This is a genomic window from Streptomyces sp. NPDC051582, from assembly GCF_040681715.1.
Classification (GTDB): Bacteria; Actinomycetota; Actinomycetes; order Streptomycetales; family Streptomycetaceae; genus Streptomyces.
The window spans coordinates 1-17,861 of sequence record NZ_JBFAZJ010000019.1 but is presented as its reverse complement, the minus strand read 5'-3'; the positions used below and the strand labels follow the sequence as shown (position 1 = coordinate 17,861).

Annotated in this window: 16 protein-coding genes and 2 pseudogenes; 7 read left to right on the top strand and 11 right to left on the bottom strand. The window is 70.0% G+C overall.

From position 1 onward, the window contains the following. Positions 1–1,103 precede the first annotated feature (1,103 nt). Both AB0M92_RS23800 and AB0M92_RS23795 read right to left on the bottom strand, forming a co-directional pair. A pseudogene (locus tag AB0M92_RS23800) lies at positions 1,104–1,280 on the bottom strand (CBS domain-containing protein); the annotation flags it as partial. 1,233 nt (positions 1,281–2,513) lie between these two features. Then, entirely contained in the window at positions 2,514–2,837 is a 324-nt protein-coding gene (locus AB0M92_RS23795; protein WP_366104288.1) for a hypothetical protein, read from the bottom strand. A 614-nt stretch (positions 2,838–3,451) separates the two neighbouring features. On the opposite strand from AB0M92_RS23795, the gene AB0M92_RS23790 reads away from it, so the two are divergent. The 3 genes from AB0M92_RS23790 to AB0M92_RS23780 all read left to right on the top strand — a co-directional run bounded on the left by AB0M92_RS23790 (position 3,452) and on the right by AB0M92_RS23780 (position 5,417). Next, a complete protein-coding gene (locus tag AB0M92_RS23790; protein WP_366104287.1) occupies positions 3,452–3,763 on the top strand; it encodes a hypothetical protein in 312 nt (103 codons plus the stop codon). Further along, positions 3,756–4,667 carry a hypothetical protein gene (locus AB0M92_RS23785; RefSeq protein ID WP_366104286.1) on the top strand — a complete coding sequence of 304 codons (912 nt, stop codon included), beginning with the start codon at positions 3,756–3,758 and terminating at the stop codon, positions 4,665–4,667. The genes AB0M92_RS23790 and AB0M92_RS23785 overlap by 8 nt, the downstream gene beginning before the upstream one ends. A gap of 492 nt (positions 4,668–5,159) precedes the next feature. Further along, entirely contained in the window at positions 5,160–5,417 is a 258-nt protein-coding gene (locus tag AB0M92_RS23780) for a hypothetical protein (RefSeq protein ID WP_366104285.1), read from the top strand. 102 nt (positions 5,418–5,519) lie between these two features. Here AB0M92_RS23780 and AB0M92_RS23775 read toward each other — a convergent pair whose 3' ends face one another. The 7 genes from AB0M92_RS23775 to AB0M92_RS23745 all read right to left on the bottom strand — a co-directional run bounded on the left by AB0M92_RS23775 (position 5,520) and on the right by AB0M92_RS23745 (position 13,606). Next, on the bottom strand, positions 5,520–7,208 hold the full coding sequence (locus AB0M92_RS23775) for a beta-1,3-glucanase family protein (protein ID WP_366104284.1): 1,689 nt from the start codon (positions 7,206–7,208) through the stop codon (positions 5,520–5,522). An 88-nt stretch (positions 7,209–7,296) separates the two neighbouring features. After that, positions 7,297–8,556 carry a family 16 glycosylhydrolase gene (locus tag AB0M92_RS23770; protein WP_366104283.1) on the bottom strand — a complete coding sequence of 420 codons (1,260 nt, stop codon included), beginning with the start codon at positions 8,554–8,556 and terminating at the stop codon, positions 7,297–7,299. 429 nt (positions 8,557–8,985) lie between these two features. Beyond that, positions 8,986–10,182: a S1 family peptidase gene (locus AB0M92_RS23765; RefSeq protein ID WP_366104282.1), complete on the bottom strand. Its 1,197-nt coding sequence runs from the start codon at positions 10,180–10,182 to the stop codon at positions 8,986–8,988. 246 nt (positions 10,183–10,428) lie between these two features. Further along, on the bottom strand, positions 10,429–11,739 hold the full coding sequence (locus AB0M92_RS23760; RefSeq protein ID WP_366104281.1) for a tachylectin-related carbohydrate-binding protein: 1,311 nt from the start codon (positions 11,737–11,739) through the stop codon (positions 10,429–10,431). Positions 11,740–11,854: 115 nt separating this feature from the next. After that, positions 11,855–13,060, bottom strand: coding sequence for a tachylectin-related carbohydrate-binding protein (locus AB0M92_RS23755; protein WP_366104280.1), 1,206 nt, complete (start codon positions 13,058–13,060; stop codon positions 11,855–11,857). Then, on the bottom strand, positions 13,029–13,298 hold the full coding sequence (locus AB0M92_RS23750; RefSeq protein WP_366104279.1) for a hypothetical protein: 270 nt from the start codon (positions 13,296–13,298) through the stop codon (positions 13,029–13,031). Before AB0M92_RS23750 ends, AB0M92_RS23755 begins: the two co-directional genes overlap by 32 nt. A gap of 62 nt (positions 13,299–13,360) precedes the next feature. Then, entirely contained in the window at positions 13,361–13,606 is a 246-nt protein-coding gene (locus tag AB0M92_RS23745) for a hypothetical protein (protein ID WP_366104278.1), read from the bottom strand. A gap of 265 nt (positions 13,607–13,871) precedes the next feature. Between AB0M92_RS23745 and AB0M92_RS23740 the strand changes: the two genes are divergently transcribed. Continuing rightward, entirely contained in the window at positions 13,872–14,858 is a 987-nt protein-coding gene (locus tag AB0M92_RS23740; protein ID WP_366104277.1) for a helix-turn-helix transcriptional regulator, read from the top strand. Here the strand turns inward: AB0M92_RS23740 and AB0M92_RS23735 are convergent. Next, entirely contained in the window at positions 14,830–15,282 is a 453-nt protein-coding gene (locus AB0M92_RS23735; protein WP_366104419.1) for a hypothetical protein, read from the bottom strand. The two genes, AB0M92_RS23740 and AB0M92_RS23735, sit on opposite strands and share 29 nt — an antisense overlap. 214 nt (positions 15,283–15,496) lie before the next feature. On the opposite strand from AB0M92_RS23735, the gene AB0M92_RS23730 reads away from it, so the two are divergent. From AB0M92_RS23730 to AB0M92_RS23720, 3 genes and pseudogenes are all read left to right on the top strand, one after another. Next, positions 15,497–15,856: a hypothetical protein gene (locus AB0M92_RS23730; RefSeq protein WP_366104276.1), complete on the top strand. Its 360-nt coding sequence runs from the start codon at positions 15,497–15,499 to the stop codon at positions 15,854–15,856. A 17-nt stretch (positions 15,857–15,873) separates the two neighbouring features. After that, the gene (locus tag AB0M92_RS23725) at positions 15,874–16,269 is read left to right on the top strand and encodes a hypothetical protein (protein WP_366104275.1); all 396 of its coding nucleotides are present in this window, start codon (positions 15,874–15,876) and stop codon (positions 16,267–16,269) included. A gap of 729 nt (positions 16,270–16,998) precedes the next feature. After that, positions 16,999–17,180, top strand: a pseudogene (locus tag AB0M92_RS23720) (hypothetical protein); the annotation flags it as partial. On the opposite strand, the gene AB0M92_RS23715 reads toward AB0M92_RS23720, so the two are convergent. Then, positions 17,155–17,553, bottom strand: a complete 399-nt coding sequence (locus AB0M92_RS23715) for a pyridoxamine 5'-phosphate oxidase family protein (RefSeq protein WP_366104274.1) — start codon at positions 17,551–17,553, stop codon at positions 17,155–17,157. The pseudogene AB0M92_RS23720 and the gene AB0M92_RS23715 overlap by 26 nt on opposite strands. Positions 17,554–17,861 lie beyond the last annotated feature (308 nt).

Sequence of the window (17,861 nt, the reverse complement as noted above, 5' to 3'; positions counted from 1 at the left end):
GCCGCCCCGCTGCGACGCGCTGAGATCGCCGAACAGCACCAGAGGTGAACGGAGCTGGCTGACTACTGCGGGCGGACCGGTGCGGCCTGCGCGGTGGTCCTACGTGTGCGGCCCCATGAGGATATGGATCAGTCGAGCTGATCCTCAGACGAGTCATCGGCGTGGGGGGCGGGAGACCTGGACGAGGTTCACGCATGCCACGTCCGCCCCTCCGGCGTCCGGGCAGGCCGGGAACCGCCGCGACTGCCCGACCTACCCGATTCTGGGCGCCGGCCCGCACGACCCGTACCCCGGTGTTGCGACGTCGGCGGATCCGCAGACGCCGACCGTGAGGTTGCCCAAGCGCGCCAATCGGCGCACCGGGTCCAGGCCGGCCGCGGGGTTGGCAGAAGCGTCTGTCCACCCTCGGTCCCTCAGTTCTCCAGGAAGCGCTGACGCCACCACCCACACGCGCCCCACGGGCTTGCCAGCGTGAGGTGAGGGCTGAGGGGGACAGTCCGGCGGTCGAATGCGGCATCGAGCCTGCCGACGAGCCGGCCAAGGTCCTCCCGAGCCCCGCGGGGAAGCCACCGCAGCACGTCCTCCAGGCGGTCTCGCGCCACCAGGGGATCACAGCACTCGCAGCCCATCACCGGATCCGGCAGCACACGCCCTGGCTGATTGACATACCACCGGCACTCGGCCAGGGCAGCAGCCACCGCCCCCGGCCACAGTCGGTCCTCTTCCAACTTCCGGATCGCCACACGGGTCGCCGCAGACACACCACCGATCCGGCGAACCGGGATACCTCTTCTGGGCCGCCAACGCTTCGCGCGCAGCCCCCTCGGACGCCTACGCGGCATCGGCCTTTCGGATCAACATGCCGTCATCCTGCCACGGAGCCAGCTGCCTTGGCACGTGATCAACGAGAGCCGGAGACTGGACGTGCGCCGCCCGGCGGAGCGGCCGGCGCATCATCCATCCGGGGGGAGGGAGCAGCGGTCCCGTCAGAGCCGGCCCGGGGGCTGGCTGCGCGACGGTGGCCGTGTGTGCCGCCGGTCCCTTTGCCCTGCCCCTTGCCGCGCTCCTCGCGCCTCCGGATGCGTCACCCGTCCACCCCGCCCCTACCGGGCCCGCCGCAGGGCGACATCGGATGGGGCCACCACGCCTACCAGGCAGTGGCCGTCGATCACTGGGAGGCGGCGGGCTTTGTACGCGGTCAAGGTGCACAGGCTCTCCGCGGCCTCGTCGTCCGCGCCGATGGTGACCGCCTCACCCGGAGCCAGCCCGCCGGCCTTCACCTGCGCGGAATGCTTTGCCCGCGCCGAGGACCTACGCCGGGGCTCAGTGCCTGGTAGACGCCGCGAGATACCCGTCGTCGGCCAGTGGCGCCTTCACGACGCCCACCGCGCGCCAGATCGAATCCTCCACCTGCGTCTCCTCCCACCACAGAGGTGCGTGACCATCCGGGATGGCACCTCCTTCGGCACCGTTCTCCGGTGGCGAGCGGTCGCTGTCCCGCCTGAGCGGAAGAGAGCCGTTCGTTTGATGGACCGCTGTCACGGCCAGCAGTCCTCAGGGGGCAAGGACTCGCCAGGAGTGCCGCGGGTTCCGAGTGATCGGCACCATGGGCATGCATGGAGGTCGCTCGCCGGGCGAGGGAGGGGCAGGGAGAAACCCGCCCTGTATTCGTCCAGAAGTACCGGTACCGAGCTCATCTTCGTTCGAGGCGGCCCAGTTTCGCCGGACTCCCCCGCTTCAGCCAGGCGGCCTGTCACCTGCATCAGCGCCGCCCTCATCGCACACACCACTCGTGTTGTCGCCGACCGGAGTCCGCGAACGGCTGGGCACCTCCAGGGGGCCATCCTCACGCGGCCCTTCTCGCGGGGTGTGTCCAGATGATCCGAAAGATCCAGAACTCTTTGTCGGACGCGTCCGGAGACACGTCCCTTCGGGCTGGCCTACGGGGACGCTTCAAAGGCAGGTGACGGCCGGCCGTCGATGGGTGTGGATGGCCCACGCGGTATTGCTGCGATGATAATGCTTTCAGGTTAGACACTTCTCGCCATTTCCTCAAGATTGACGCGAGATAGGCTGGCCGGAAATTGGACAGCCTCCGCCTTTTGGTATGACATGTTGGGCAACCAGAAGCCATCGATGTACGATTTGCCGGGGTTTTTGACGCCTGGCAAGAATTGCCGGGGTTTTTGCACGCGCGGAAATTATTGCCGGGGTTTTCAGCGATATTGACTTCCCTGCGAAGGAGGAGATCTTGATCATAATGACCGGCCGGGCGACCTCTTGCCGAGTGAAATCGGATGACGCCCCGCCGCGCTCACCTGGCTTTGCGGGCCATGCTTCGCGAGGGCTATTGAACCGGGGCGGCAGACAGTTGACGCTCCATTACCCAAACAGTCAGCGGCTCCGACGCGAGCTGGACCGGCACGCGCGTCGCCAGCGTCTCGCACCCGGGGACGGTCTCCACGCAACGCCGTCGCTCCGGCGAGGCCCACCTGCAGAGGTGAGGCGAGCCGTCAGAGCTGCAGTCGTTCAGCGAGCGGGAGCAGCCGCCAGCAATAGGGCGCGTCGTGCGGGAAGGCAGGTGCCGGCCGGCACGGCTCAGGGACGACCCCGAGCGACTTCGCGCCCAGGCCGGAGACTCCGAGCATGTCCGCCGGGTGAACCGGCGCCGCGGCTTCTTGACGAGACAGCCGGGTGGCGGCGTCCACATGGAGGGACAGGACGCGCTCGAAGCGTTGCTGGCGCCTCAGTTCAAGGGCGTCCACATGCCACAGACGGCCAGTCCCCGAGGACATGCAAGCGGTCAAACCTGTGGCCAGCACGGCAGAGATGAGCAAGATCCACAGGAGGATACCTCCCACAGCTGGTCCTTTCGAAGGTCGCGGTTCCGAGGGACGTGCAGGGCAGCTGCCCTCGCGATCCCTCGGCATAACGCAGCGGCATATGCAGGGTTGCGGCCTGTCCTCCCATTGCAGCCATGCGCAGCAACCGGCCGGGTTCGGCATCTCGACCTATCTACCGACGATCAGGCAGCTGCGGCGAGCGACCGAACAGGGCTCGCGGGCGGCTCGGCGGCCGCAGACGGAGCGCGTACGGAGCACATACGGAGCGCACACAGAGGATCTGCGCGCCGCCCCGAAGCCGGGGAAGTGAGATCGGCGGAACCGACCGTGAGGGCTCAACGGGGAGAGGAAGACGTGCACCGTCGTCTGCGGCAAGAGCAGCCTCCCGCGGGCCGCCGGACGGGGTGCAGCGGTGAGGGCCCGCCGCGTTGGCACCCGCATCGGGCCGCAGTCATCGTCGCCTTGAGTTGCGGGACGGCAGGAAAACGCGCGGCTGAGCCGCATCTCGCTCTGTTTTCAGAACCGATCAGACGGGGTCAAAACCTATTCATGAACCACCATCACCCGGTTGGCGCATACCGGACCAACATCGACAGCGTTTATGGAATATGACAACAGCAAAGCTCCCCGTCTTCTTCGGCAGGACCGCAGAGGAAGACGGACAGGGAGGCCGTCCTCACTCCGGAACCGTCCGGATCGGGAAGTGGCTTTTCAATCCAAGCTCAGCCGACGGTGGCGATACCCGCCATGCGACGCTGGAACACGGGACTGTGGAAATCGATCTGAGCTACTCGTCCTCGGTCTTTGAGGACTTCCTCCACGCGATGAGCATGATCCAGGTCGAGTTCGGCAGGCAGCTGGGGACCACCGCGACGAGCGCAACAACCGTTGGCGGCTCGGATGGCTGCTCCCGTGTATGAGTCGTACGGGTACCCGGACCACCACGGCCTCCACCCCCAGCCGGAGATCTCCGCGTTCTGGGGCCTGCCAGAGCATGGACAGCATCCCTCCCCCAGGGACACTTTCGGCGGGCCCGGCGAGGCGCATCCGCCGTGGGATCCGGCGGAGGAACTCGCCGGCCTGCTCCAAGAGAGCGCCGCACCCGGTCAGACGGAGGCCTTCACCCGAGACGGCTTCGACGGCATGGGTGACACGGCCGGCACCATCGGCCTCGTCACGCGGCTGAAACACGCCTCTACCGAACCTGCGCCCGCACAGTCCTCAGGCGGTCACCGCCGTGGCCCGTCCAGAACGCCGGTAGTGACCCTGCTGGAAACGGGCAGTCTGTTCACGGCCGCACTGGTCGGCACCATCGCCGCCGTCGTGAGCATCCTCAGTGGGCTCGCCATCTGCGACACATTGCGCCACAGTGCCGCACCCCACACGGCCCGCGCGGTGGTGAGCTGGTGGCCCCTACTGATCTACGGCCCCTGGATGGTTGCCTCTCTGTCGATCCTCAGATCGGCCCTGCACCAGCGCCGGGCGCTCCATTCCTGGTCCATCGTTCTGCTGTTCTCCACCCTGGCGACGCTTCTCTGCGTGGCTCAGGCGCCCCGAACGATCGCCGCCGGGGCGGCTTCCGCTCTTCCGGCCATCGCGGCACTGGCCTGTTTTCAACAACTGGTCCGCCAGATCACCCTCACGCGACCACCGCGCCAAACCGCTCCCCGGCATCGAAACCCGCCCCTCGCTGCGCCCCCGCAGCTCAGGCGAACCACCGCGGCGGGACAGAGCCCGGTCCGAGTTCCCCCCGGCTACCCCGCGGCAGACAGCAGGGGCGTACGCTCCGCGCCGCACAGTCACGGATTCGGGTACGGCGCATGAGAGTCGAGCACCCCATGGGCAGCGACCGCGAAGAGCGAAGGCGGTGACAGCCGCTGACTCCTTGGCCAACTCGGTCCTTCCCACGCGTCAAAGGGGTGCTCGCCTGCACCTTTGAAACGAAGATCCAAACCGATAGTCACGGGCCGTACGCAGACTCAGTCCGACGGTCTACCCACCATCGTCCCACGCGAGGCGGGCCCTTGGAATCCGCCCAACGGGCGGCGGCCCGGACCTCACCCGCAGCGCCCGGTCACTGCGACGCACCCGAGTGAGGTGCCGTGGGGATGGGTCATGCCTCACGCGGCCAACGGGCAGCGCCATCGGCTTCTTTGGCGTGCCTGCTGCTCAGTTGGCCAGCGCCGCGACGACCAGGACCCTGTGCGCAGAGAGTGCGCAGAGAGCGTGCGCACCTGCCAGAGGGCCACGACCCGCTACACCGCATACACAACGCGCTCCGGCGCCTCACCACGTCTACCAAGAGAGGTCAGCAACATGGCGTACGAATTGGCTTACGTCGAGCGAATCCAGCACAAGCGGCGCCAGGATGCCGCCTACCAGGCCGGCAAAGACGCCGTCACCAACCTTCAGGCAGCCCTCGCGCGGGCAGAGCTCACCCTTCCCTCCCTCAGCAACGACGGGCCGGTGGGCAGCCACGGCTTCGTCCGGCTCGGAGGGTGCAACGCAGACTTCGCCAACCGGCTCGCCGAAGTCATCGCCGCAGGTGCCGAGGCACTGCAGCACCAGCGCTGACATCCGCGCCCATGTGGTCACCGGGCGCCGTAGACGACGCCCGGTGACCACCGAGCCGACCTGCACCCTTCGACGGGCCACCGCCAACCCTGCACGAGCCCGTCAGGCGAAGGAGAACCAGTTGACGTTGACGAAGTCGGCGGACTGGCCGCTGTCGAAGGTCAGATAGACGTCATGGGTTCCGGTGGTGCGGCCGATGTCCGCGGGGACGGTGCGCCATGCCTGCCAGCCGCCGGTGTTGGCGACGGCGAAGCCGCCGACCGGGGTGGCCGTGGGGCTGCCGAGGCGGACCTGGACCAGGCCGCTGACTCCGCCGGCGGCCCCCGAAGCGACGCGGGCGTCGAAGCGGGTGGCGCCGGTGGCGCCGAAGTCGACGGCCGAAAACTTCAGCCAGTCGCCGTTGGACAGATGGCCGACGTCGGAGCCGCCGCCGCCGTCGGAGCAGGCCTCGACCTGTGCTCCGGACTGGGCGTTGAATGCCTCGGCCTGGATGGTGGTGAAGGCGCTGACCCCGCCGCCCGGGGCGGTGGCGGTCGGCGTCGGGGTCGGTGTGCCGCCGCCGGCCACACCACCGACCGTGATGGTCCAGCGGCCGGGGCTGCCGGACTGCACCTTGCCCTCGAAGTCGACTCCGGCCGGGTGCACGTCGTCGTACGGGAAGGCGTACCCGAGATGGTCGGGGGTGGTGTCGTGCAGGATGCGGGCGTAGTGGTTGGTGCGCGGCCGGGTGTAGAAGGCGGCGGGGTTCTCGGCGGTCGGCTGGTGGGGGTTGTCCAGCAGGGTGGTGCGGTTGAAGGCGGCGGCGAGCCGTGCGCTGAGATTGCCCATCAGGTCGTTGCCCGTGGTGAAGGGCGCGTCGCTGCAGGAGAAGATCGAAAGGGTGGACGGCTTGGCGAAGTTGCCGACTCCGGGGAAAGCGAGGACGTCGCCGTTCACCCGGCCGGTGACGGTTCCCCAGGTGAACTGGGTGTCGATGCGCAGGTCGGTGGAGCGGTACTTGTTCCACACCTCCTCGACGTAGCCGTCGAAGTAGCCGCGGAACAGGCCGCTGTTGCCGCGGATCGCCAGATTGGGACTGAGTACGCGCAGGTCGCGGCCGCCCCCGGTGACGACCAGCCGGCTCCAGTCGCTGCCGTCGGCGGCTGACTGGGCCCGCAGCGCGGCGGCGACCCGGGACAGTCCGTCGGCGGGTAGCCCGCGTACCGTCTGGGTGCCCTGCCCGGTCTCCAGTTCGAAGGCGATCGGCAGCGAGACCATGTCGACGAACGTGATGTTGGCGTACAACTGGTCGCTGTTGAAGGTGAATTCGCAGAAGTCGTGCGGGACGTTCGCGTTCGGGTCGGTGGGATTGCTCACCGACGGCAGGGCCAGACCGCCACCGCGGTTCACCAGGAAGGTGAGCTTCGTGCCGACGGAGAAGTAGATGCGGCCGCTGTCCAGGCGCGGCAGCACCACCCTCCGCGCCCCGGCGCCGGGCGCTTTGAGGGGGATGGCACAGTCGACCCCGAGCGGGGTCTGATCGTTGGCCGGGGCCGGCGGGTGGTACAGGCTGGAGCCGTTGGCCTGGATGAAGGCCCAGGTGCCGCCGGCCGCGGGGTCACGGCCGAGCACATAGGCGTACACCGTGCTGTTGCCGGTGGTGTTCACCAGGTCCAGGGGGAGCGTGGGGGTGGTGGACGCGTTGGCGCTCACCTCAAGCCAGGCAGCCGCGGCGGGCACGGCCAGGGCCAGGCCCGCTGTCACGGCGAGGAGTTTTCTACGGGGCATGGTGCGCTGGTGGCGAGCCGTCACGGTGGGGGTCCGTTCTTCGTGGGGGCGGGCGGGGGGAGCGGTCGGACGCAGGGACGGGGAAGGATGGGAGGGCGGCGGGGCTGGTGGGTCAGCCGGCCGTCCACTTCTGGTTGGTGGCGCCGGTGCAGGACCAGGTCTGCAACCGGGTGCCGTCGGCAGAGGACTTGTCCTTGGCATCCAGGCACTTGTCCGCACCGGTGTTGATGAGGTCGCGGGCGGCGGTGTACGTCCACTTCTGGGCGCTGGTGCCGTTGCAGGTGTAGAGCTGGACGACGGCGCCGTCGGCGGTGGAGCCTGCCTCGACGTCCAGGCACTTGCCGAGGGCGCGGACGGTGCCGTCGCCCCCGATGGTCCACTGCTGGGCCGCGCCGCCGGTGCAGTCGTGCAGCTGGATGGGGGTGCGGTCGGCGTCGGAGCCGCCGGCGACGTCGACGCACATGCCGCCGATGCCACGGACCGGGTGTGCGGCGGGGGCGCCGGCGGAGGTGGCGCGGACGTAGTCGACCGTCATCGTCAGCGGGAAGGACGTGGAGGCGTCCGGCGTGCCGGGCCAGTCCCCACCGACCGCCAGGTTGAGGACGACGAAGAACGGGTGGTCGAAGACCCACTTGTCGCCGCCGGTGTCGGCTGGCGTAAGGGTCTTGTACGTGGTGCCGTCCACCGACCAGACGAGGGAGTTCGGGCTCCAGTCGACGGCGAACACGTGGAAGTCGTCGGCGAAGGCGCGGCCGCCCGGCAGGTTGTGCGCGGCACCGAGGCCGCCCGCTCCGGAGTAGCCGGGGCCGTGCACCGTACCGTGCACGGTGTTGGGTTCGCGGCCGATGTTCTCCATGATGTCGATCTCGCCGCTGTTGGGCCAGCCCACGCTGCCGAGGTCGTTCCCGAGCATCCAGAACGCGGGCCAGACGCCTTGGCCGCGCGGGATCTTGATGCGGGCCTCGAAGCGGCCGTACGCCTGGGTGAAGGTTTTGGCGGTGTTCAGCCGGGCCGAAGTGTACTGGCACTGCCCGTACCAGCAGGCGAGGTTGGCGTCGCTGCTCTTGCGCGCAGTGATGACGAGGTTGCCCTGGCCGTCGAGCGCGGCGTTCGAGGTGCTGCTGGTGTAGTACTGCAACTCGTGGTTGCCGAAGCCCGAACCACCCTTCTCCAGGGTCCACTTGGCGGCGTCAGGAGCGCGGCCGGCCGCGCCGTCGAACTCGTCGGACCAGCTCTGCCCGACGACGGCGGCGCCGGCATGCGGGGCGACCGACCGGGTCAAGGACATGAGCACCGCCGCGACCAGGGCGGTGGTCACCAGGAGCACCACTGCGCCGAGGGAGCGGCGGCGTGCGCGATGAGCAGCAGCCATGGGCATGGTTCCTTGTCTGGGTGGGGGGAAGGAAGAGGGCCAGGCCGGCGATCCGTGACGAGTGACACGAGGGATACGAGAGCGCTCTCAAACGAGACGCAATGTCACCCGAGGCAGTGAGTATTACGGAGAGGTAACCGTCATGGCAACGTCAGGCGTCACTCCTCGCACGCCTCTGAGCTGCGGTTTTCTCCTATGGCCTTCGGCTTAACACTCTCTTAAGGCTGGCTTGATGCAGAGGGGTGCGAATCGGAGCCTCACCTGATCGTCGGCCGGACCGCCGCCGCGGGTACTGCGCGCGGGCGTACGTACCGCCTGCCCCCGGCCACCAGGTCCTTCCGGGTGCTCGCGCCCGGAAGGACCTGGTGCCACGCCGGCCTCGGGCGCGTGCAGGGTGAGGCGGTGTCCGGCCTCAGGCGGTGTGCAGCGTCAGGCGGTGTGCAGCGTCAGGCCGTAGCGGCCGAGGATCTCGTTGATCGGCTGGAACCACGTCTGGCCGCCGGACGAGCAGTTGCCCCAGCCGCCGGAGGTGACGCCCTGGGCCTGGTCCCCGCTGAGGAACGAGCCGCCGGAGTCGCCTCCCTCGGCGCAGACGCTGGTCTTCGTCATCTGGTAGACGGCGCCCTGGCTGTAGTTGACGGTCTCGTTCTTGGCGAGGACGGCGCCGCAGTGCCAGTGCGTCGTGGATCCCGACCGGCAGATCGAGGCGCCCACGGGTGCCTCGGCGGAGCCGCGTACCAACTGGTCCGGGATGGTGCCCCAGCCGAGCACCACCGGTACGGTCCACCAGCCGCTGTGGATCCCGACGTACGCGTAGTCGTTGCCGGGGAACGAGGATCCCTGGAAGGTGCCCATCGCGGACCCGTCCCAGCCGCGCACGGCGGCCCCCGCCTGTCCGCAGTGCCCAGCCGTCACGAAGCCGCCGTACACGGAGAAGCCGATCGAACAGCGGACGTTGCCGGTGTAGTACGGGTCGCCGCCGACGGTGCCCGCGGCGTACGTACGGGGCGCCTGCGCCGTCTCGGCGACGGTGACGGGACCGCCGGCCCGGGCCCGGTCGACGAACTCCCGTACGGCGGGGGCTTCCCGCTCGGTACGTACGACCGTGACGACGACACTGTTGGTCCGCGGGTCGACGTGCCAGCCGGCCACCCCGCCGGGGGCGCGCAGCGTGTCCAGGCGCGCTTTGGCGCGGTCCAGCGCGGCGGCGCTGTGCCGGACGAGGCGGGTGTCGGCGCCCGAGGCCCGCACCTCGGACTCCTCCGCACGGTCGGTCACCGCGACGACGAGCCGGCCGGTGGACGGCTCGTACCACGAACCGCCGTACGCATCACCCGCGGCCTGCCGTGCGGTCTTCTCCACGGCCGCGGCGGCCTTTTCCGCACTCAGCCGCGCCTCGGCCTGGGAAGCGGTGAGCCCGAGGTCCCGGCGCATCGCGTCGAGCAGTCCGGCCGAGGCGGACGGCGCCGCGGCAGACGGAGCCGCGGCGGGCGAATCCGCGGCAGACGAAGCCGCGGCGGGCTCCGGAAGCGGGACGGCGCTCGCCACACCGGCGTGGGCGGCGCCCAGGCCGACGGTCAGGAGCAGGGCGGCGATGGCGGCGCGTAAGGGGCGGTCGTGTTTCACGAGACCTCCTGGTGTGGGGATCGAACGCTTGAGAGCGCTCTCACAGAGTGTCAACCGCTACGCTAGCCGCCCCCGCTTGTCAGGTCCATACCAAGCACGGTGCCGCCGCGGCGGCACCCGCGCGACCACTCGGTCACCGGGGACCGCCCCCGGCGCCGAGGGCGGCCTCCCAGGCCCCGGAGCGACCCACGAGTGAGGGCCGGACCGCCCGGTGGAGGGCGGTCCGGCCTTCGCTCGCGCGGGGGGTTATCCGTTGACGACGTGGTCGTAGCGCAGGGCGACGTAGCCCGAGGCGGCGTGGCCGGCGATGCGGCCGTCGCTGCCGCCGTTCAGGTAGTCCTGACCGCGCATCATGTCGTCGTTGGTGTTCGCCTCGTGGATGTACGAGAACTTGCCCGCGGCTTTGTCGACCCACTTCTCGAAGAGCACCACGTGCCCGTCCAGGGTGTTCAGCGCGTCACCGGGCTGGAGCTCGGACTTGGAGATGGTGGCGGCGGTGCCCGGCAGGCTCTGGGTCGTGTAACTGGTACCGGCGTGCCAGACCATGGAGACGAAGCCGGAGCAGTCGGTGCGGTAGGCGTGGTCGCCGTCCGGGTCGGAGGCGTACGCGCTCTGGTCGTAGGCGATGTCACGGCTCAGCCAGTTCGCGGCGCGGCTCATGATCTCGCTGCGCGCGATCTGGCCGCCCTTGGTGGAGGGGGTGGGGGTGGGGGGCGCCGGCGGCTGGTAGGTGCAGTCGTTGGCGAAGGCGGAGAGCAGGCTCTGGGTCCAGCCGCTCGTGTCGACCGGGTCGGCGGGGTGGTAGGCGATGTCGTCGCCCTTGCCGTCGGTGGGGTCGGCGTCGTGGTACCAGTACATCCCGCCGTTCGTACGGCCGTAGTAGAGGCCGCCGCCGGGCGAGACGAGGTTGTCGACCGCCGACCAGCCGGAGCTCTTGAGCTCCGAGCTCTCCCAGTCTCCGACGCCGTTGATCTGGTAGGACAGCAGGCGGCCGTCGGCGGTGGAGGCGATGAGGACGTCGTCGCCCGCGGCGGCGAGCGTCTTCAGGACGAAGCCGGTGTCGATCACGGCGTGCTTGGCGATGTGGGCGGGTCCGGCGGGCTTGGCCTGGGAGACGTTGTAGCGGTGGAGCTCGCCGCCGACCGTGCCGTAGAGGTGACCTGCGCCGTCGTAGGTCAGCTTGTCGAAGGTCCAGCCGCTGTCCCAGATCTTCGTGACACCGGCCAGGGCCAGGGCGCTGTCGTTGGTCTGGATGTCGACGCGGTACAGCGCGCCGGCCGTCGAGGTCACCAGGACGGTGTTGAAGTTGAGGGTGGCCATCGCCTTGGGCGTGAAGCCGAGGTTCGCGCCGACCAGGGTCTTGACGCGGTCACCGGTGTTGGGGGCTATCGCCGTGTAGGTGAGGCGGCCGTCGGGGAGGATGCCGTAGACCGACACGTTGCCGCCGCAGATGGCGGCGGCCTGGGCGGGCGCCGAGGTGAGGGTGATCATGCCGAGAGTGGTGGCAGAGACGGCCAGGGTGGCGGCGAGGCGGCGCTTGAGTGACGACGAGGACATGGGTGTCTCCAGGTTCTGGGCAGCCCTGACGTACGCGCGTCGGGCCGGGAGGTGAGGGAAGGTAAGGGGAGGTAAGGGGAGGCGGAACGGGCGAGCGGGCGCGGCTCGGGGCCGTTCAGTACCAGTTGTTGTTCAGGAAGTGGGTCCAGGCGCCGCAGGGCGTGCCGTACTGGCCGTCGATGTAGGACAGTCCCCACTTGATCTGGGTGACCGGGTTGGTGCGCCAGTCGTCGCCGAAGGCGTCCATCTTCGAGCCGGGCAGGGCCTGGGGGATGCCGTACGCCGTGGAGTTCGGGTTGTCGGCCCAGTAGCGCCAGCCGCTCTCCCTGTCCCAGAGCTGCTCCAGGCAGTTCCACTGGCTGGTGCTGTTCCAGGCGCCGGCGTCGTGCCGGTTCATCAGGTCGCGGCCGGCCGCCTTCACGGCGGGTATGTCGTGGCCGTCGAGCGGGTCCGCGGTGGTGGTGCAGTTGAAGGTCCCCGGCTGGGCGGAGAGCAGTCGCTGCGTCCAGCCGCCGGTGTTGACGGGGGTGTCGTTGTGGTACGCGATGTCGGTTCCGGAACCGTCCGCCGGATTGGCGTCCTTGTACCAGTACATGGCGCCCGTGGTTTCGATCCGGCCGTAGAAGAGGCCGCCGCCGGGCGATACGACCTGGTCGAAGCCGGACCAGCCGGACGGCTTGAGGTCGTCCCGGTCCCAGGTGCCATCGGCGTTGATCTTGTAGGAGTAGAGCGCGCCGGCCGACGTGGTGGCGAGCAGACGGTCGTCTCCGGCGGCCGTGAGGGTCTTCAGGACGAAGCCGCTGCCGATCTCCTTGCGCTGGCCGATGTGCGCCGAGCCGGTCGGCTTGGGCTGTGAGACCAGGTATTGGAGCAGGACCCCGCCCGCCGTGCCGTAGAGGTGGCCGTGTCCGTCGTAGGTGAGCTTGTCGTGGGTCCAGCCGCTGTCGAAGATCTTGACGGGCGGGCGTTCCAGGACGAGGGACTCGTTGTTGGTGAGGACGTCGAGGCGGTAGAGCGCGCCCGTCGTCGAGGTCACCAGGACGGTGTTGAAGTCGAGGGTGGCCATCGCCCTGGGCTCGAACCCCAGGTCCGCTCCGACCCGCACCTTCTTCAGCGCGCCGGTGGCCGGGGTGATGGTGCTGAAGGTCAGGCGGCCGTCGGGAAGGACGCCGTAGATCGAGGCGGTCCCGCCGCACGTGGTCGCGGCCTCGGCGGCCGGGGCGGCGGCGACGGCCGCGGCGGTGAGCAGGCAGGCTCCGAGGGCGGTCGAGAGGGCGGCTCCCGCGCTCTTACGGGCGGCCTGACGGAGGGTGGCGGTCACTGTGCTCTCCTGGGGAACGTTCGCGGCGCGGCTCGCCGGGGCGGTAGCCGTGCGCCCGCAGCGGGGCGCGGGCGCCGTCGAGGATGGCGTGGGCCTGGGTGAGGGCCGCGGCTTCGGAGGCGGCCCTCAGGAAGAGGTAGACGTCCACGCCGTCGGCCGCGGCTTTGGTCCGCAGGTGTTCGAGTCCGTGGGCGGCGGGCGTGTGGGCCCAGATCAGATCGGAGACGAGCGCGAGCACGCCCTCCGGGTCCGGATCGGCACGTGGCCCTGAGAGTGAGGCCCGTACGACGCGCATTGCGGTCAGTCCCAGTTGATGCTGTCCCGGGCGGACTCGGGCGCGGTGTCCCAGTTGATGCTGTCCTCGATTGACGCGGGCGCGGTGTCCCAGTTGATGCTGCCGTCGGCGGCGGCGCTGACGCTGTGGTCCTCGGCGGCGGCCGCCGAGGCGGTGGTGACCGCGCCGGCGCACAGGGCGGTGAGGACGGCGGCGACAGCGGCGAAGCGGGCGGTGCGGGCGGTGCGGGCGGTGCGGGCGGTGCGGGACATGGTTTCCCCCAGGTCACAGGCATGGAAGCGAGGCGTTCGGTGCGGTGTGCTGCGCGCTGGTCCGGATCGTCCTTGCGGCTCTGGCCTGAGTCGGGGAGTTTCGTCCCCGCCGTCCCGGTGAACACCATGTTGCTGCCCGCGGGACCTGCGAAGAAGAGGTTCCGGCTGGCACCAACAGGCCTGGCACCTTGGTGACAGACTTCGCCTACGATCGCGGGGGCGACGCCCGCCGGGGGCGGCCCAACTACAGCCGGGGGGCTGGGAGATGCTGCAAACGCTGGGGCTCGGAGCCGACGTGGAAGCCGTGTACCGGGGCATGCTGGCCGACCCTTCGGGAGGCATCACCGAGCTCAGTGACCGCCTCGGTCTGACCGAGACCCGGGTCCGCGAGGGCCTGGACCGGCTCGTCGACCTCGACCTGCTCAGACCGTCCCGCGACTGCCCGGGCGGCCTGCGCGCGGTGCGACCCGAACTGGGCTTGGAGCTGCTCCTGCGGCGCCAGGAAGAGGAGCTGGCCAGGCAGCAGCAGGAACTGGCCCGCAGCAAGGCCGCCGCGGCGCAGGTGGTTTCCGAGTTCGCCGGACTCAGCCCCAACACCGAGGTCGACGGCGCGGAACGGCTCGTGGGGATGGACGCCATCCAGGGCCGCCTGGAGCAGCTCGCCCACGGACTGACCAGGGAGTGCCTGGCGATCCTGCCGGGCGGCGCACTGTCGGAAGCGAGCCTGGAGGCTTCCCGGCCGCTGGACCGGCGGGCATTGGACCGCGGCATCGAGATGCGCTCGGTCTACCAGGACAGCGCCCGCAACGATCCGACGACGCTGGCCTACGCGCGGTGGCTGACCGAACAGGGCGGCCAGGTGCGGACGAGTCCGCTCCTGCCGCCGCGCCTGCTGATATTCGACCGCGCGGTGGCGGTCGTCCCGATCGACCCGGACCACTCCCGGCTCGGCGCCCTGTGCACCAGCGCGCCCGGGATCGTGGCCTCCCTGACCACACTCTTCGAGCAGACGTGGGATTCGGCGGTACCGCTCGGCGCGGACCGGCCCCGCCCCAGCGACACCCTTCCCACCACGACCGAACTCGAACTGCTGAAGCTCCTGGCCTCGGGCATGACCGACGAGGCCGCCGCCAAGCGCCTCGGGGTGTCCCTGCGCACCGTTCGGCGCCAGATGTCCGCCCTGATGGAACGCCTCCACGCGACGAGCCGCTTCGAAGCCGGCCTCAAAGCGGCGCAGCAGGGCTGGCTCTGACGATCGGGGGCATCGGCCGCCATGTCACACATCTCCGCCCCGGGAGAGAGGGGCAGGGCGGAGATGCGGCTCGGGGCGGGGTGGGGGAGACCAGCAGGCGCCGAGGTCCTCCAGACGCCCCGTTCACCGGTGGTGCCCGGCGTCTCGTTCTGCGTCCGCCACTGGGCCCGGGCGTTCCCCCACCGGGTGCCCAGCAGCGCCGGTCAGCCAGGTACTGACCGACCGTGATGAAATACCACAGCTCCTCCGGCGTACCGTCCAAGGCCTTGTCGGCCTCGGCACGCAGAGCGTCATTGATACCCGGACGGGCCAGGATCCGGGCGACGGCAACCCGCTCGTCTCGGCCCGGGCCAGACGCAGGCCGGTCGCCAGGACCGCAGCCCGGTCGGCCGGGGTCCCGGACAGCGCCTTGTTGGCCAACCACGACCGCCACAGCACCCTGCGCAACCTCCAACCCCCTCCCCGGCGAGCGCGGCCGCGGTACGCACCGCGCGCTGAAGGGACTGCCGGGCGCTCTCCAGCAGGCCGCGCCGGTGCGCCTTCGCCAGCTCCCCCGTCGACGGACGACGCACCGCCGTACGGTCCTGCGGCGACATCGCCGTCAGGCCCCAACGCGCCTCAAACCGGCGGGCGGCGGCGTGACCCCCAGCACGTCGCGCATCGCGCAGCCGGGTGAAGAATTCAACATGGTCCTGTCCAAAGGCCAGTCGCCGTCCACCCCGGGTGCCTTCGGTACGTTCGATGACGTACCGAACCAGCAATTCGTTCGCGACCAACCGGCCGTTCGGACGGACTGGAAGGACGACGTGTCCGTGCTCCAGCGCTACCGGATACCGGAAGGGGGCGACCCCATCCGCATTCAGGAGAGCATCATCGGACCGCAGACCGATCCGACGCTGGGGCACCTGCCGGGCGGCGCCGGCCAACTCGAAATCCTGAATTACACCGACCGAGCCCGGCTGATCCCAGTCGGCCCTCCTGTGGAGATACCCAAGTGACAGCAGAAGGAGCAGAGGTGTCCCTCGCTTGGACGGCGGGCGAAACCGCGGTCCGCTGGAGCGATAGGACTGCGGGCACCACGGTGGACAAGCACTACGCCAAGCCGCCGCAGGCCGTGGTTGCGTGGCGGCAGGGTGGTGAGACGCTGGTGCTCGTGGTCGAGGCTCTGAACACCCAGCCGTTCACTCCCGTCGACAACGCGGTGCTGTACCAGGCTGACGGCTCCGAGAAGTTCCGTCTCACCCCGCCGCGGGAGATGTCCGGCGACCCGAACGCGGTCTTCGGTTTCTACACCGCCTACCTGGGCGCTGAGGGAGTGCCCGTCTTGGTCATCGCCACCCGGGCGGGGGATCTCCAGGGTCGGGTGGACGTACGATCCGGGAAGGTCCTGGACACCCGCACCTGGCGGTGACCCGGCGGAGCCCTTGACGGCCGTTGGCCGGCGCCTGTTGCGGAGGACCCGATTGGCCGTACCACCGCCCAGACGGCCGCAGGCCTGATCGGGGCGAGCGCGACTCTGCAGGGATACCGCCGTTGATCCGCACGAGCTCGTTGACGCCCGCCCCCATCCCGGAGTTGTCCGCACCGGTCTCCACGCTGGGGGTCCGGGCCTCAGCGGGCCAAGCGGAATGATGCAGCCGATACGACTCCGCCTACTTCGCATCCCACGCCTCCGCGAGCGCGACCACGTGATCGATATCCAGCTTGAGGGCTCCGGTGACGGCGCGAGTCGTCCAACACGCAGCGGCGGGTGTCGGCGCGGCGCTGCAACGCCCCGCACGGCGGCCGGCCCGCCCCGGTGTCCTCGACGACGAGTTCGCCGTCGAGGACCAGGCCGTGCGGCGGCTGCGCCTCGGCTGCGGACACCAGGTCCGGCCACCGGTCCTTGGACCAGCGCCCCGCAGCGGGTCTGCACGAGCACCGCGCCACCCGGACCGGCCGGGGTGAACAGCAGCGCCCGCTACCCGTCCGGCTCCTCCTCGTACGCCACCCCCGCCCGCAGCGCGGCCGGGCCCGGCACGGCCTCCGCGGCCTCCCTCACCGATTTCCGGCCCCATGTTCCAGGGTCGGCCCGACCGGGCTAAAGCCGGCCGGCGCGTCATCCATCCGGGGGTGCAGCGGTCCCGTCAGAGCGGGCCCGACCCGGGCCCTGCACGCCTGCCTGCGCCGGCGCAACCCGAACGCCCGCCACCCCTACGCCCTCGCAGCCCTACGCAGCGAACGGGCGCGCATCCGCAGCGAGAAGGGATCCGCTGGGGTGGGAGCGCGCTCGTGAGATTCGAAACGGCAGCTGGACCTACCACGACCGATCCTGCAGCCTAGGCGGACGGTTGGGCACGAACCGCACCATCTTCGTAGCCGGATCCTCCAGCGGCTCGGAGAAGCGTGCCGGCCAGTGCTCCATCGGCCCGAGGTACTTGCCCAACTTCCTTTCCGCCCGCGCCCGGTCAAGCGCCACTGTTTCGGCGCTCCCCCGGCACGTCACGGAGAACACCTCCCCCGTGGCCGGCTCGCAGGTATCCACGACCAGTGCCATGCGCGGATCTTCGGCGATGATGTGCTCCAGCCGGGAGTACGCGCCAGTGAGCCACCAGAATGCCCCCTCCTCCCAGATGAACCACACCGGGCGGACCGAGGGGCCCCCGGTTGCCACACGGGCGACCAGCGGGCGGGCCAGGAATTCGTTCACGTCCATCGCGGCAATGTAGCGGCGCACCTCCGGGCGCAGTCGCGCAGGGTGGTTCGAGACGCCTCCTACGGACACCCGGACTCGGCGATGTCGCGCAACGACCAAGCGTCAACGCTCCACGCGCAACCGTTCCGTCGCGGTCAGCGTGGGGCAGCGAAGCTCCCTGGGCGTGATGCGCCCAGGGGGCTCTCGGCAGGGTCGGCTCTCCTGACCGGCGGACTAGGCCGTGTGTCGAAAGTGGATCTTGAGCGTTGGATGATCGCTGTTCATGGGGCGGGGAGATCTCACGGATGAACAGTGGGCGGTGCTGGAGC